Source organism: Massilia sp. Root133 (assembly GCF_001426525.1).
Classification (GTDB): Bacteria; Pseudomonadota; Gammaproteobacteria; order Burkholderiales; family Burkholderiaceae_D; genus Telluria; species Telluria orientalis.
Genome location: NZ_LMEW01000001.1, coordinates 303,039 through 317,792 on the forward strand (window position 1 = coordinate 303,039; position 14,754 = coordinate 317,792).

Below are 14,754 nucleotides of genomic sequence, written 5' to 3' on the forward strand. Positions count from 1 at the left end.
AAGCAAAATGTGGCATGACGTGCGAGCTCTGAATGCAACCGCCAGCGCGCTCACCGCGCTGGTGGCGCTCGCGTGCGTGGCGTCGGGATTGTGGTGGCTGTCGCAGCGCCCGATGTTCACCTTGCGCGCGGTGCGGGTCGAGAGCATGTACGGGCTGGACCTGCAGCACGTGAACGAGCTGACGGTGCGTAACGGGGTGCTCGGGAAGATCAGCGGTAACTTCTTCACGACCGACCTCGAACAGGTACGCACCACCTTCGAGGCCGTGCCGTGGGTGCGCAAGGCGAGCGTACGCCGCGAGTGGCCGAACCAGTTGATCGTGCAGGTGGAAGAGCACGAGGCGCTCGGCACCTGGGGCGAGGACGGCAAGCTGTTGTCGGTGAAGGGCGATGTGTTCACGGCCAACCTTGGCGAGGCCGAGACCGACGAGGACCACGCACTGCCTGCGTTCGATGGTCCTCCCGGCAGCGAGAAGGAAGTGCTCACGCGCTTCGCGGAACTGCGCCGCTGGTTCGCGCCGATCCGCCTGGTGCCGGAGTCGATCAACCTGTCGAACCGTTACGCCTGGACCGTGAAGCTGAACAACGGCATGAGCGTGGAGCTGGGACGCGAGAAGGACAAGGACACGCTGCACGGGCGCGTGCAGCGGCTGGTGAGCATTTACCCCCAGCTGGTGGCTAGACTGCAGGAGGGGCGCATCGATACGATCGACATGCGCTATCCGAACGGTCTGGCGCTGTCCTCGGCGGCATTGACCGTGCCGGCGGATGCGACCAAGCCCGTGAAGGCGGCAGTGAAGAAAAAAACAAATACCAAAACTACAAAGCAGATCTAATTTAAGCAGGCGACAGCAAACATGACAAAAGACGCGAAGAACCTGATCGTCGGCCTCGACATCGGTACCTCGAAGGTAGTGGCGGTGGTGGCCGAGGTGATGGCCGACGGGCGCCACGAGGTGATCGGACTGGGCCAGCACGAGTCCAAGGGTTTGAAGAAGGGCGTTGTCGTCAACATCGAAGCGACCGTCGAATCCATCCAGCGCGCGCTCGAGGAAGCCGAGCTGATGGCCGACTGCAAGATCCGCAACGTGTATGCGGGGATCGCCGGCAGCCATATCCGCTCGTTCAACTCGAGCGGGATGGTCGCCATCAAGGACAAGGAAGTGACGGCCACGGACGTGGCGCGCGTGATCGAGACGGCGAAGGCCGTGAACATCCCGACCGACCAGCAGCTGCTGCACACGGTGCCGCAGGAATTCATCGTCGACAACCAGGAAGACGTGCGCGAGCCGATCGGCATGAGCGGCATCCGCCTCGAGGTGCGCGTGCACATCGTCACCGGTGCGGTGTCCGCGGTCCAGAATATTGTAAAGTGCGTGCGCCGCTGCGGCCTCGAGGTCTCGGACCTGATCCTGCAGCCGATGGCGTCGGCCGATTCCGTGCTGACGAACGACGAGAAGGAACTGGGCGTCGTGCTGATCGACATCGGCGGCGGCACCACCGACATCGCGGTGTTCAGCGACGGCGCGATCCGCCACACGGCCGTGCTGCCGATCGCCGGCGACCAGATCACGAGCGACATCGCGATGGCGCTGCGCACGCCGACGGGCGAGGCGGAAGAGATCAAGATCCGCTACGGCGTGGCCAAGCAGGTGCTGGCCGATCCGGGCGAGTCGCTGGAAGTGCCGGGCCTCGGCGACCGCGGTCCGCGTTCGCTGTCGCGCCAGGCGCTGGCTGCCGTGATCGAGCCGCGCGTGGAAGAACTGTTCGCGATGGTGCACCAGGTCGTGCGCGAGTCCGGCTACGAAGGCGTGCTCTCGTCGGGCATCGTGCTGACGGGCGGTTCGTCGATCATGCCGGGCATGATCGAAATGGCGGAAGACATCTTCCTGAAGCCGGCGCGCCTCGGCACGCCGGAATACCGCGGCCAACTGGCGGACGTCGTGCGCAGCCCGCGCTACGCGACGGTCCTCGGTCTGCTGCTGGAAGCGAAAAAACAGTACCTGCGCGGTCATATCGTCACCCGTCAGGACGGGTCGGTGAAGGCAGTGTGGCAACGAATGAAAGAGTGGTTCCTCGGGAATTTCTGAGGCGGCGGAGGACCGCAGCGCGCGTGAGCCAGGATGGGAACAACGTAAACGCAACGGGTGGCGGGTTTTTCGGAGTTGTTGTAACAGCTAGTAGCAGATTTGCTTGGTAACGGACACGAAACATTTTTAAAATAGTGGCGCGTTTCCAATCTCGAGCCCTGGCTTCTTGTGCGAGGATTCGGGCTTGGAAACGGCTCATCGAGATTAGGAGTTCATCATGGAGTTCGATATGGTCGATAACGCAGCATTGGGCACGGTCATCAAGGTCGTCGGCGTTGGCGGCGCGGGTGGCAATGCGGTCCAGCATATGATCAACAAGGGCGTCGCCGGCGTGGAGTTCATCGCGGCGAATACCGACGCCCAGGCGCTGGCCGCATCCAGCGCCCACAACATCATCCAGATCGGCGAGTCCGGCCTGGGTGCGGGCATGCGTCCGGAAATCGGCCGCCAGCTGGCCGAGCAATCGCGCATGCGCATCGAAGACGCGCTGCGCGGTGCGCACATGGTCTTCATCGCCGCCGGCATGGGCGGCGGCACGGGCACCGGCGCCGCGCCGATCGTCGCGGAAGTCGCCAAGAGCCTGGGCGCGCTGACCGTGGCCGTCGTCTCGAAGCCGTTCTCGTACGAAGGCCAGAAGTGCATGGACGTCGCGGAAAACGGCCTGAACGAACTGACCAAGCACGTCGACTCCTTGATCGTCATCCTGAACGAGAAGCTGGAAGACATCTATGAAGACGAATCGATGCTGGACTGGATGAAGCATGCGGACGATGTGCTGAACAACGCCGTCGCCGGTATCGCCGAGATCATCAACGTCCCGGGCCACATCAACGTCGACTTCAACGACGTGAAGACCATCATGAGCGAGCAGGGCAAGGCCATGATGGGCACCGCGACCGCGTCGGGCGTCGACCGCGCACGCATCGCCGCCGAACAGGCCGTCGCTTCGCCGCTGCTGGACGGCATCGACCTGTCGGGCGCGAAGGGCGTGCTGGTGAACGTCACCGCATCGCGCGGCCTGAAAGGCAAGGAGATCAAGGAAGTCATGGCCGCCGTGCGCGCCTTCGCTGCACCGGACGCCGCGATCGCACAAGGCATTGCCTACGACGACGAGATGGGCGACGAACTGCGCGTGACCGTCGTCGCGACGGGCCTGGGCAAGAACAAGGCCAACATCTCGCTGGTGCAGCCGCAGCAGGTGCTGCGCACCGGCACGTACGGCGCGCCGATGATGTCGGGCACCCCGGGCGTGACGGCCGGCGTGACCATGGGTACGGCGACCGCCGGCGCAATGGACGGCATGAAGCAGCCGGCCGTGTGGCGCCGCGAGCAGGCCTCCGAGCAGGTGCGCGCGATGCAGAACAACGGTGTCGAGACCTACGACATCCCGGCGTTCCTGCGCAAGCAGGCCGACTGAGTAGCAGACTCCAACGCCGGCTGACCACCGGCGCTCCATGATGCGGGGCCAGGCTGTTCCAAGCAGCCTGGCCTTTCGTTTTTGAGAACCGGGGTCAGAGCCCGATTTTTGGAAACAGCTCCCAGGCAGTTGCCAAAATAAGGGCTCTGACCCCGGTTTGGTCTGGATCGGGCATACTTGCGGGTTCTTGAAACTTGAAAGGAATACCACCATGACGATCCAGATCGGCGACCGCCTGCCGGAAGGCGCCCTGCAAGAATTCATCGACATCGAAACCGAAGGCTGCGCGCTCGGTCCGAACACGTTCAACGTGGCCGACCTGGTGAAGGGCAAGACCATCGCCATCTTCGGCCTGCCGGGCGCCTTCACCCCGACCTGCTCCGCGCAGCACCTGCCCGGCTACATCCAGCTGGCCGACCAGCTGAAAGCCAAGGGCGTCGACGAGATCTGGTGCATCTCGGTGAACGACGCGTTCGTGATGGGCGCCTGGGGCCGCGACCAGAAGGCCACCGGCATCGTCCGCATGATGGCCGACGGCAGCGCCACGTTCACCAAGGCGCTGGGCCTGGAATTCGACCTCGTCGCCAAGGGCTTCGGCGTGCGCTCCAAGCGCTACTCGATGCTGGTGCAGGACGGCGTCGTCAAGCAGCTGAACATCGAGAGCGGCGGCTTCGACGTGTCGTCGGCCGAAACGCTCCTGAAGCAACTGGGCTGATCTTGATCGTCAACGCCGAAACGCCGGACCAGCCCGAGGTGCGCGACATGCTCGCGCGTCTCGACGCGTACTGCGCCGCGCTGTATCCGGCCGAGAGCAACCACCTGATGGACATCGCGTCGCTGATGCAGGGCGACGCGCTGTTCCTCGTCGCGCGCGACGTCGACGGCGCGGCGGTCGGGTGCGCGGCCCTCGTCAACAAGCAGGAGTATGGTGAGGTCAAGCGCATGTTCGTGGACGAGCGCAAGCGCGGCCTCGGGACGGGCCGCAAGCTGCTCGAGCACCTCGTGATGTTCGCGCGGATGTCCGGCCTGTCGGTGTTGCGCCTGGAGACGGGCATTCACCAGCCGGAAGCCATCGGTTTGTACGAGCGTCTCGGCTTCGAGCGCCGCGCGCCGTTCGGCGATTACCGGGAGGATCCGCTGTCGCTGTTCATGGAGATGCGCCTTTGAGTCGCCTCGCCGGCAACATGCGGAGCATCCGCGCGATGCTGGTCTGCGTCGCCATGTTCTCCATCATGGACATGACGATGAAGCTGCTGTCCGCGCACTTCCCGGCGCTGCAGGTGGCGGCGATCCGCGCGCTGTCCGCGCTGCCGCTCGTCGGTGCGTACCTGTTCTGGCGCGGCGGGCAGCGGTCGCTGCTGCGCATCCGCTGGCCGCTGCACCTGCTGCGCGGCGCCATCGGCATCGCGATGCTGGCGCTGTTCACGTACGGCCTCAAGACGCTGTCGCTGGCCGAGGCGTATTCGATCTTCTTCATCGGCCCGATCCTGATCACCGTGCTGTCCGTGTTCGTGCTGGGCGAGCGCGTGAACGGCGCGCGCTGGATCGCGATCGGCGTCGGCATGGCGGGCGTGCTCGTCGTGCTGCGGCCGACCGGCGCCGGCTTTTTCTCGCTGGGCGGACTCGCCGTGCTGACCGCGGCCGTGTGCTATGCCGTGTCGGCCGTCGCCGGACGCGTGCTCGCGCGCACGGACCGGGGCGAGCACATGATGTTCTGGCTGATGGTGCTGATGGCCATCGGTGCAACGCCCATGGCCGCGCCCGCGTGGGTGCCCGTGCAGGCCGAGCACTGGCTGCTGATCCTGATGCTGGCCGTGAGCGGCTTTTTCGGCCAGCTGGCGCTGACGGAGGCGTTCAGCCACGGCGAGGCGTCCGTGGTGGCGCCGTTCGAGTACACGGCGCTGGCCTGGGGCGTGGCCATCGACTGGCTCATGTGGAAAACCTTGCCAGATGAATACACTTTATTGGGTGCCGCCATCATCGTCGGCAGTGGCCTGTACCTGATCCGCCACGAAACCACCCACGCGGAAGCCGAGCATCCTTGAAAACGTGGTGTTCCTGCCACCGGGGGCGGCGGTCCCCGGCAAGGCTGTAAACGCTACGATATAATCGAACGATGCTCAAACAACGAACCATCAAACAACTGGTGCGCACGACAGGTGTCGGTTTGCACTCCGGCACCAAGGTCGAGCTGACCCTGCGTCCGGCGGCCGCCGATACGGGTATCGTGTTCCGCCGCGTCGATCTCGATCCCATCGTCGAGTTCCCGTCGAATGCCGATATCGTGGGCGATACGCGCATGGCGTCGGTGCTCACACAGGGCGATGCGCGCGTCTCGACCGTCGAGCACCTGATGTCGGCCTGCGCCGGCCTCGGCATCGACAACCTGTACGTCGACGTCACGGCCGAAGAGATCCCGATCATGGACGGTTCCGCGTCGTCGTTCGTCTTCCTGCTGCAGCAGGCGGGCGTGCAGGAGCAGGCCGTACCCAAGAAATTCATCCGCGTGCTGAAACCCGTGGAAGTCCGTCAGGGCAGCGGTGCCAACGAGAAATGGGCGCGCCTGAGCCCGTACGACGGCTTCAAGCTCGACTTCTTCATCGAATTCAACCACCCGGCCGTGGACGGCACGACGCAGCGCGCGATCGTCGACTTCGGCAAGGTCTCGTACGTGCACGACGTGGCGCGCGCCCGCACGTTCGGCTTCATGCAGGACGTGGAAAGCCTGCGCGGCATGGGTCTGGCGCGCGGCGGCTCGCTGGAAAACGCGATCGTGATGGACGAGTACCGCATCCTGAATGCGGACGGCCTGCGCTACGACGACGAGTTCGTGCGCCATAAAATCCTCGACGCGATCGGCGACCTGTATCTCGTCGGCTCGCCGCTGCTGGCCAGCTACGAGGCGCACAAGTCGGGCCACGGCCTGAACAACCTGCTGCTGCGCGAGCTGCTGGCGCATCCGGATTCGTACGAGATCGTGACGTTCGATGCGCAGGAGCGGGCGCCGGTGTCCTACGGCGCGCAGATGGAAAGGGAGTGGGCGCTGACCTAACTGCCGTCATTCCCGCTCAGGCGGGAATAGTGCCACTGGCACTATTCCCTCCATACGCCGTGTGCTCGCTGGCTCAGCATGGGTTCCCGCTTCCGCGGGAACGACGTTGCTATTTCTTCCGTCTCTCCGCCAGCCTCTTGATTGCCGCGATCAGCGCCGCGTTCTGCGGCGTTTCCGGCAACGTTTCCCCCAACTGCTCGAACGCATCCACCGCCGTCGGCGGCAAGGTCAGCGAGGACGGCTTCAGCTCCTCGCGCACGGGCACGTTCGGCCGCATCTGGATCTTGATACGCACGTTCTCCACCTGCCATCCCTTTTTCTGCAAACCCGCCTGCAGCTTGGGCAGCTGCTGCTTGAGCTTGGCCGCGACGGCGGAAGAGGGCACGGCGAGGGTCAGCACGGCATCCTGGAACGACAGCACGTCGCAGCCGGCGTACATCGGCGGCAGGATCACCTTGACGTCGCGCTGCAAATTGCCCACGCGCAGGGCGGTCGGCATCAGGGCGGCGAGGCGGTCGTTGGCGCGCAGGAAGTCGGTCGCCACGAACGACGTCTTGCGGTCGCGGGTGCCGTAGATGTGGAAGGGGCGCTGGTTCGAAGAGGACTGCATGCTTGGAACATACCACAGCCGCGCCCCCTGTCGCGAAGAATCGTGTGCGCCTGTGTGAAATCGAATGCAGTTTGATAACATTTTTTGCCAGCCGCACTTGTGATCCGCCGGGCGACCCCCAAGTGTGGCCGGATCGCATGATAAAATCGGTGGCTTTTTGCCATTGGCGCTCTCGGGGAGATATGTTTTTGCTATCATCCTGGGCTCCTCGGACCTTTTTCGCGGCGTACTTTTGAAGAACACAGCATGTCATTCCTGACCAAGATTTTCGGCAGCCGTAACCAGCGTCTGCTCAAGCAATACCAAAAATCCGTACGCGAGATCAACGCGCTCGAGCCGCAGATGGAAGCGCTGTCCGATGCCGATCTCCAGGCAAAGACAAACGAATTCAAGCAACGCCTGGCCGGGGGCGCCACCCTGGACGACATCCTCGTGGAAGCCTTCGCCGTCTGCCGCGAAGCCGCCAAGCGCGTCATGAAGATGCGCCACTTCGACGTGCAGCTGATCGGCGGCATGGTCCTCCACTACGGCAAGATCGCCGAGATGGGCACCGGCGAGGGTAAAACGCTGATGGCGACCCTGCCCGTGTACCTGAACGCGCTGTCCGGCAAGGGCGTGCACGTCGTGACGGTCAACGATTACCTGGCCCAGCGCGACGCCGAGCAGATGGGCCGCCTGTACGGCTGGCTCGGTTTGACGACGGGCGTGAACCTGTCGCAGATGGATCACGACAGCAAGCAGAAAGCCTACGGTTCCGACATCACGTACGGCACCAACAACGAATACGGCTTCGACTACCTGCGCGACAACATGGTCTACGAGATGCGCGAGCGCGTGCAGCGTGGCCTGAACTTCGCCGTGGTCGACGAGGTGGACTCGATCCTGATCGACGAAGCGCGTACCCCGCTGATCATTTCCGGCCAGGCCGAGAACCACACGGAGCTGTACCACAAGATCAACGAAGTCCCGCCGCTGCTGACCCTGCAGATCGGCGAGGAGACCCCGGACGGCAAGGGCAACATCGAAGTCCCGGGCGACTACACGAAGGACGAGAAGGCGCACACCGTGCTGCTGACCGAGGCCGGCCACGAAAAGGCCGAGTCCATCCTGACGAAGATGGGCCTGCTGCCGGAAGGCGCGTCGCTGTACGACGCCGCCAACATCACGCTGATCCACCACCTGTACGCCGCCCTGCGCGCGCACGTGCTGTACCACAAGGACCAGCACTACGTCGTGCAAAACAACGAGGTCGTGATCGTCGACGAATTCACGGGCCGCCTGATGACGGGCCGCCGCTGGTCCGACGGCCTGCACCAGGCCGTGGAAGCGAAAGAGGGTGTGCGCATCCAGAACGAGAACCAGACGCTCGCGTCGATCACGTTCCAGAACTACTTCCGCATGTACAGCAAGCTGTCCGGCATGACCGGTACGGCGGACACCGAAGCGTACGAATTCCAGGAGATCTACGGCCTGGAAACCGTCGTCGTCCCGCCGAACCGTCCGTCGCAGCGCAAGGACCGCCAGGACCAGGTGTACAAGACGGCGCAGGAAAAATACCAGGCGATGGTGAACGACATCCGCGACTGCTACGAGCGCGGCCAGCCGGTCCTCGTCGGCACGACGTCGATCGAGAACTCGGAACTGCTGTCGGGTATCCTGGACCAGGCCAAGCTGCCGCACAACGTGCTGAACGCGAAGCAGCACGCCCGCGAGGCGGAGATCATCGCGCAGGCGGGTCGTCCGAAGATGATCACCATCGCCACCAACATGGCCGGCCGCGGTACCGACATCGTCCTGGGCGGCAACGTCGAGAAGCAGATCCAGTTCATCGAGGCCGACGAGGCGCTGACGCCGGAGCAGAAGGCCGAGCAGTCGGCCAAGCTGCGCGAGGAATGGCAGTCGCTGCACGACCATGTCGTCGCGCAGGGCGGCCTGCACATCATCGGCACCGAACGCCATGAATCGCGCCGCGTCGACAACCAGCTGCGCGGCCGTTCCGGTCGCCAGGGTGACCCGGGTTCGTCGCGCTTCTACCTGTCGCTGGACGACCCCCTGCTGCGCATCTTCGCGGGCGACCGCGTGCGCGCCGTGATGGACCGTCTCAAGATGCCGGAAGGCGAGCCGATCGAAGCGGGCATGGTCACGCGCTCGATCGAAGGCGCGCAGCGCAAGGTCGAGGCGCGCAACTTCGACATCCGCAAGCAGCTGCTGGAATACGACGACGTCGCCAACGACCAGCGCAAGGTGATCTACACCCAGCGTAACGAGTTGCTGGAAGCGGCCGACATCTCCGAGCTGATCGCCAGCCTGCGCATCGGCGTGTTCACCGACGTCGTGCGCACCTATGTGCCGGCGGAGTCGGTGGAAGAGCAGTGGGACATCCCGTCGCTGGAACGCGTGCTGGCCGACGAATGGGCCCTCCCGGTGCCGCTGGCGAAGATGCTGGAGGAAGAGCCGAACCTGAACGACGACGACATCCTCGAGCGTGTGCTGGCCGCGGCGGAAAGCTCGTACGAAGCGAAGGTCGGCATCGTCGGCAAGGAAGCGTTCGGCGGCTTCGAGCGCAACGTCATGCTGCAGAACATCGACACGCACTGGCGCGAGCACCTGGCCGCGCTGGACCACCTGCGCCAGGGCATCCACCTGCGCGGCTATGCGCAGAAGAACCCGAAGCAGGAATACAAGCGCGAAGCGTTCGAACTGTTCGGCGCCATGCTGGACCAGATCAAGAACGAAGTCATCCGCACCATCATGACCGTCCGCATCCAGACCCGCGAGGAAGTCGAGGCGGCGGAAGCGGCAATGCAGGCAGCGGCTGCACACCTGGAAAACATCAACTACCAGCACGCCGACTTCGACCCGACGGCGGCGCCGGAAGAACTGATGGCGCCGCTCGCGGCGACCCCGGGCACGACGGCGATGGCGGACGATCCGGCCACCACCTACATGGGCGTGAAGGTCGGCCGCAACGACCCATGCCCGTGCGGCAGCGGCAAGAAGTTCAAGGCTTGCCACGGCAAGCTGGCGTGATGCCGTAACCCCCAACGAAAAAAGGCAGTCCAGTGGACTGCCTTTTTTTATGAGCGTTTCGTAATGCGTGCGCCCGGCCGGGTGCGCTAGGATGGTGGGATGCCGATCTCGACCTCCCACAACGCTTTCGCCAAGGTCCCGGCCGTGACCCTCGGCTTCTGGATCATCAAGATTCTCGCGACGACGCTCGGCGAGACGGCCGGCGACGCCGTGACGATGTCGATGGAACTCGGCTACCTGGCAGGCACGGCGATCTTTGCGGCGCTGCTGGCCGTGATGCTGACGGCGCAGATCCGCGCCACGCGCTTTCACCCGTTGCTGTTCTGGGCCGTGATCGTCGCCACGACGACGGTCGGCACGACGCTGGCCGACCTGTGCGACCGCTCGCTGGGCATCGGCTACCTGGGCGGCTCCGCATTGCTGGCAGCACTGCTGGCGGCGACATTGTATGGCTGGCACCGCACGCTCGGCTCGGTGTCGATCAACCGGCTCGATACGCGCGATGCGGAAGTCTTCTACTGGATCACGATCCTGTTTTCCCAGACCCTCGGCACGGCCCTCGGCGACTGGGTGGCCGACCCGGAGGCCAGCTGGGGTCTGGGCTACGGCGGCGGCGCCGTGCTGTTCGCGGCGGGCCTCGCCGCCGTAATCGCGCTGTATTTGTGGACACGTACCTCGCGTACGGCCCTGTTCTGGGCCGCGTTCATCCTCACGCGGCCGCTGGGGGCGACGGTCGGCGACTTCCTCGACAAACCCGTCGCCGCCGGCGGCCTCGCGTGGAGCCGCTACACGGCATCCGGTGCACTCGTCGCCGCCATGCTGCTGCTCGTGCTGCTGTTGCCGCAGCGCGCCGAGCGGCTCGTGCCGTCGCGTGACTAGGCGCTCAGCGCCTTGCGCAGCCAGGCCAATGTCGCGTCGCCGATGCCCGGCCCCATGCGCAGCAGGGGTTCCGTCGCGGTGGCCTTGCGGAAGGCGTCGACGTCCTGCGGGTCGGTGCCGACCATGTCGTGGAACAGGTCCATCCACTGGCGTCCGAGTTCACGCGCCCGCGGGCCCGTCGCATCCGGATCGGCCTTGATTTCGGCCTGCACCTGCGCGATCAGGGGCGTCCACTCCTCGCCGCGCGTGGCGATGTGGCGGCGCATGCGGTCGAGGACTTCTGGCCGCAGATACTTCGCCCACGTGTCGAATTTCAGTTCGCCGACGGCGGCCTTCACGTAGCCGAAAATCTGCGCCGGCATGCCGACGGCGTCCTGTTCGCGCTCGACCATCGCGTTCAGCTTCGCCTGCAGCGCCGAGTCGCCGCCGGTGTCGCGGTCGAACGTCTGCAGCCAGCGCAGGGCGAACGCCTTGGCGGCATCCGAGTTCGGCGGCACCTGCGATTCGATCAGGCCGCGCACCTGTTCGACCATCGCCTGCCATTGCGCCTGGGCGGCGTCGCTGCGGACCATCGGCAGGCGCTCCAGTTCCTCCTTGGTGAAATAGCGTTCATATACGTTGATCATGTCCATGGTGTTCTCCAATGTGGTGAGCCACGTGGACAGGTCCGGCGCGCTGCCGCGCACGAGTTCTGCGCGCACGCGCAGCAGCTGGTCGCGCAGGCGCCTGGCTTCCGCCATGCGCGTTTCGAGCGCTTCCAGCTGGCGGTCGACGATCGCCAGCGGCGAGCCGGCCGGACTGTCCAGCGTGAGGGCGATGTCGGCGAGGCTCAGACCGAACGCGCGCAGGGCCTGGATGCGGTGCAGGCGGGCCACGTCGTCGCGGTCGTAGAGCCGGTAGCCGGCATCGGAACGCGCCGAAGGGCGGAGCAGGCCGATGTTGTCGTAGTGGTGCAGGGTGCGCACCGTCAGGTTGGCCAGCGCGGCCAGCTCTCCCACTTTCAGCATCGTTCGTCTCCGTTCTTCAGCGTGCGGCCAGTCTCGGGCCTCACGTTAGGTGAGGGTCAAGCGGTATGCGCCTCGCGCAACGCGCGCGCCTCATGCCACAGCGTGACGAACAAGGTCATCACGACAGGCCCGACGAACAGCCCGATGAGACCCAGCGTCTCGACGCCGCCGAGGATGCCCAGCAGGACGGCGACGAACGGCAGCTGCGTCGCATTGCCGATCATCGCCGGCCGCACGAAGTGATCCGCGATGAACAGGATGACGGCGCCCCAGGCGAGGATCGCGATCGCCGCGATCGTCGCGCCCTGGTACGCGAGCAGCGCGGCGGCGGCGCCGAAGGCGAGCGGGGCGCCGAACGGGATGATGGCGAGGATGCCCGTGGCGGCGGCCCACAGCACGGCCGACGGCAGGCCCGCGACCTGGTAGCCGATGCCCAGCAGGACGCCTTCCGCGAGGCCGACGAGCACGAGCCCGTTGACGGTGGCGCGCACCGCGACGGGCACCTTCAGCGAGAACAAGGTCCAGCGCCGCGTGCCGATCAGGTGGGCGCCGATGGCGTCCGTCTGGCGCTGCAATGCGGCGCCATCCTTGTAGAAGAAGAACAGGCACAGGAAGGCGAACAGCATGTCGACGAGGCGGTGCATGACGCCGCTGCCGACGCGCTTGAGGACTTCGCTCGCGGTCTGCATGCGGCCGACGGAGCCGTCCTGCAGCAGGTGCGCAAGGCCGTGCGGCTGGCCGAGCGTGGCCAGCCACCAGTTGTAGATGGCGTCGCCGGCGAACGGGATGCGGTGCAGCCACTCGGGCGCAGCGAGGCCTTCCGTATTGGCGCTCGCGACCAGCTGCGCCAGTGCGGGCGCCTGGCGCGCGGCCGACGTGACGCCCAGCGCGAGGGGCGCGATGAACACGATGGCGACGATGAGGGTGACGAGGGCCGCCGCGGCGATCGTGCGCCCGCCCAGCGCCGTGCGGACGCGCGCGTACAGCGGCCACGTGGCGATGCACAGGATCGCGGCCCACAGCAGCGGCAGGATGAAGCGCTGCGTCACGAACAGGGCACACAGGACGATCGCCAGCGAAAAGCCGGCGCTCATTACATCGCGTTGGTTGTCGGTCATTGCTTCTCCAGTGGATGGGCCATCTTACCAAAGCGTCATCGCCGGGCAAGTAGTGTTGCCGATTATTAAGTGGTCAACTTAAGCGTGTATTAACAGCAGGCGTCCGTGAGCTCGGCGCATATGAACCGTCGCCCCCACGGAGGCGGGGCCCAATTTTGCATGCACAGCGGCAGCGCATAGAAACTTGGATCCCCGCCTGCGCGGGGATGACGTATTCGGCGGCCGCGGACAGCAGGCTCGCGAACGTGCGTGTCGTCTGCAGGCGTTACAATACCGGACCTTCTTTCCATCTTTTCATTAGAGAACGCCATGGCCGTCAATTCCCCCCTGCCCGTCGCCGCCGACCTGAAACCCGTCGCCGGCATCGAACTCGGTTACGCCGAAGCCGGCATCAAGAAGCCGAACCGCAAGGATGTGCTGGTGATGAAGCTCGCCGAAGGGGCGACCGTCGCCGGCGTGTTCACGAAGAACCGCTTCTGCGCGGCGCCGGTCCAGGTCAGCAAGGCAAACCTCGAGGCTGTGAAGGGCGGCGGCAAAGCGATCCGCGCGCTGGTCGTCAACACGGGCAACGCGAACGCGGGTACCGGCGAGCCAGGCCTGCAGAACGCGCAGGCCACGTGCGCCGAAGTGGCGCGCCTGCTCGGCCTCGACGCGCAGCAGGTGCTGCCGTTCTCCACCGGCGTGATCCTGGAACCGCTGCCGGTGCAAAAGATCGTCGCGGGCCTGCCGGCCGCCATCGCGAACCTGAAGGCGGACAACTGGTTCAACGCGGCCGAAGCCATCATGACGACGGACACGCAGCCGAAAGCGGCGTCGCTGACGACGACCATCGGCGGCCACACGGTCACGATGACCGGCATCAGCAAGGGCGCCGGCATGATCAAGCCGAACATGGCGACGATGCTGGGCTATCTCGCCTTCGACGCGAAGGTCGCGCAACCCGTGCTGGACGAACTGGTGAAGTACGCGGCCGACCGCTCGTTCAACAGCATCACGATCGACGGCGACACGTCGACCAACGACTCGTTCATCCTCGTCGCCACGGGCGCGGGTTCGCTCGTCGTCGATTCGACCGAGAGCCCGGACTACGCAGCGCTGCGCGACGCCGTCACCGGCATCTCGCGCCACCTGGCGCAGCAGATCATCCGCGACGGCGAGGGCGCCACCAAGTTCATCACGATCACCGTGGAGCAGGGCCGCGACATCGAAGAATGCCGCAAGATCGCCTACGCCATCGCCCACTCGCCGCTCGTGAAGACCGCGTTCTTCGCATCGGACCCGAACCTGGGCCGCATCCTGGCCGCCATCGGCTACGCGGGCGTCGACGACCTCGATACGGCCAAGCTCGACCTGTACCTGGACGACGTCCTCGTCGCCAAGGCCGGCGGCCGCAATCCGGACTACAAGGAAGAGGATGGGCAGCGCGTGATGAAGAAGGCCGAGATCCTCGTGCGCGTCGTGCTCGCGCGCGGCGAGGCGGATGCCACCGTGTGGACCTGCGACCTGTCGCACGACTACGTCTCGATCAACGCCGACTACCGTTCCTGAATCG

13 protein-coding genes are annotated in these 14,754 nt (G+C 65.4%); 10 read left to right on the plus strand and 3 right to left on the minus strand.

Going from position 1 to position 14,754, the window contains the following annotated elements; all coding sequences use genetic code 11:
- The first annotated feature begins 7 nt into the window (after positions 1-7).
- The 7 genes from ASD28_RS01420 (at position 8) to lpxC (ending at position 6,558) form a co-directional block, all read left to right on the plus strand.
- Positions 8-835 carry a cell division protein FtsQ/DivIB gene (locus ASD28_RS01420; RefSeq protein ID WP_056122827.1) on the plus strand — a complete coding sequence of 276 codons (828 nt, stop codon included), beginning with the start codon at positions 8-10 and terminating at the stop codon, positions 833-835.
- Positions 836-856: 21 nt separating this feature from the next.
- A complete protein-coding gene (ftsA, locus tag ASD28_RS01425) occupies positions 857-2,089 on the plus strand; it encodes a cell division protein FtsA (RefSeq protein WP_056122830.1) in 1,233 nt (410 codons plus the stop codon).
- A gap of 217 nt (positions 2,090-2,306) precedes the next feature.
- A complete protein-coding gene (gene ftsZ / locus ASD28_RS01430) occupies positions 2,307-3,506 on the plus strand; it encodes a cell division protein FtsZ (RefSeq protein WP_056122832.1) in 1,200 nt (399 codons plus the stop codon).
- A 211-nt stretch (positions 3,507-3,717) separates the two neighbouring features.
- Positions 3,718-4,221, plus strand: a complete 504-nt coding sequence (locus tag ASD28_RS01435) for a peroxiredoxin (RefSeq protein ID WP_056122835.1) — start codon at positions 3,718-3,720, stop codon at positions 4,219-4,221.
- A gap of 2 nt (positions 4,222-4,223) precedes the next feature.
- Positions 4,224-4,673 (plus strand): GNAT family N-acetyltransferase, encoded by a 450-nt coding sequence (locus ASD28_RS01440; protein WP_056122838.1) that lies wholly within the window; start codon positions 4,224-4,226, stop codon positions 4,671-4,673.
- Positions 4,674-4,708: 35 nt separating this feature from the next.
- Positions 4,709-5,551, plus strand: a complete 843-nt coding sequence (locus ASD28_RS01445; protein WP_056123606.1) for a DMT family transporter — start codon at positions 4,709-4,711, stop codon at positions 5,549-5,551.
- A gap of 71 nt (positions 5,552-5,622) precedes the next feature.
- A complete protein-coding gene (gene lpxC / locus ASD28_RS01450; RefSeq protein WP_056122841.1) occupies positions 5,623-6,558 on the plus strand; it encodes a UDP-3-O-acyl-N-acetylglucosamine deacetylase in 936 nt (311 codons plus the stop codon).
- Positions 6,559-6,667: 109 nt separating this feature from the next.
- Here the strand turns inward: lpxC and ASD28_RS01455 are convergent, their stop codons facing one another.
- Complete coding sequence (locus ASD28_RS01455; RefSeq protein WP_056122844.1) at positions 6,668-7,168, minus strand: DciA family protein; 501 nt, start codon at positions 7,166-7,168, stop codon at positions 6,668-6,670.
- A 246-nt stretch (positions 7,169-7,414) separates the two neighbouring features.
- Here ASD28_RS01455 and secA point away from each other — a divergent pair, with 246 nt between their 5' ends.
- Positions 7,415-10,198: a preprotein translocase subunit SecA gene (gene secA / locus ASD28_RS01460; RefSeq protein WP_056122846.1), complete on the plus strand. Its 2,784-nt coding sequence runs from the start codon at positions 7,415-7,417 to the stop codon at positions 10,196-10,198.
- Between the two features lie 99 nt (positions 10,199-10,297).
- Positions 10,298-11,077 (plus strand): hypothetical protein, encoded by a 780-nt coding sequence (locus ASD28_RS01465; RefSeq protein ID WP_056122849.1) that lies wholly within the window; start codon positions 10,298-10,300, stop codon positions 11,075-11,077.
- Here the strand turns inward: ASD28_RS01465 and ASD28_RS01470 are convergent.
- Positions 11,074-12,084, minus strand: a complete 1,011-nt coding sequence (locus ASD28_RS01470) for a MerR family transcriptional regulator (RefSeq protein WP_056122852.1) — start codon at positions 12,082-12,084, stop codon at positions 11,074-11,076. The genes ASD28_RS01465 and ASD28_RS01470 overlap by 4 nt on opposite strands.
- A 56-nt stretch (positions 12,085-12,140) precedes the next feature.
- Positions 12,141-13,202: an AI-2E family transporter gene (locus ASD28_RS01475; protein WP_056122856.1), complete on the minus strand. Its 1,062-nt coding sequence runs from the start codon at positions 13,200-13,202 to the stop codon at positions 12,141-12,143.
- Between the two features lie 309 nt (positions 13,203-13,511).
- On the opposite strand from ASD28_RS01475, the gene argJ reads away from it, so the two are divergent.
- Positions 13,512-14,750, plus strand: a complete 1,239-nt coding sequence (argJ, locus tag ASD28_RS01480; RefSeq protein WP_056122860.1) for a bifunctional glutamate N-acetyltransferase/amino-acid acetyltransferase ArgJ — start codon at positions 13,512-13,514, stop codon at positions 14,748-14,750.
- Positions 14,751-14,754: the final 4 nt, after the last annotated feature.

Coding starts and splice junctions, on each gene's coding strand:
- lpxC (WP_056122841.1), top strand. CDS start 5,623: ATGCTCAAACAACGAACCATCAAACAACTGGTGCGCACGACAGGTGTC.
- ASD28_RS01470 (WP_056122852.1), bottom strand. CDS start 12,084: ATGCTGAAAGTGGGAGAGCTGGCCGCGCTGGCCAACCTGACGGTGCGC.
- ftsZ (WP_056122832.1), top strand. CDS start 2,307: ATGGAGTTCGATATGGTCGATAACGCAGCATTGGGCACGGTCATCAAG.
- ASD28_RS01455 (WP_056122844.1), bottom strand. CDS start 7,168: ATGCAGTCCTCTTCGAACCAGCGCCCCTTCCACATCTACGGCACCCGC.
- argJ (WP_056122860.1), top strand. CDS start 13,512: ATGGCCGTCAATTCCCCCCTGCCCGTCGCCGCCGACCTGAAACCCGTC.
- ASD28_RS01475 (WP_056122856.1), bottom strand. CDS start 13,202: ATGACCGACAACCAACGCGATGTAATGAGCGCCGGCTTTTCGCTGGCG.
- ASD28_RS01445 (WP_056123606.1), top strand. CDS start 4,709: ATGCTGGTCTGCGTCGCCATGTTCTCCATCATGGACATGACGATGAAG.
- ftsA (WP_056122830.1), top strand. CDS start 857: ATGACAAAAGACGCGAAGAACCTGATCGTCGGCCTCGACATCGGTACC.
- ASD28_RS01435 (WP_056122835.1), top strand. CDS start 3,718: ATGACGATCCAGATCGGCGACCGCCTGCCGGAAGGCGCCCTGCAAGAA.
- ASD28_RS01465 (WP_056122849.1), top strand. CDS start 10,298: ATGCCGATCTCGACCTCCCACAACGCTTTCGCCAAGGTCCCGGCCGTG.
- ASD28_RS01420 (WP_056122827.1), top strand. CDS start 8: ATGTGGCATGACGTGCGAGCTCTGAATGCAACCGCCAGCGCGCTCACC.
- secA (WP_056122846.1), top strand. CDS start 7,415: ATGTCATTCCTGACCAAGATTTTCGGCAGCCGTAACCAGCGTCTGCTC.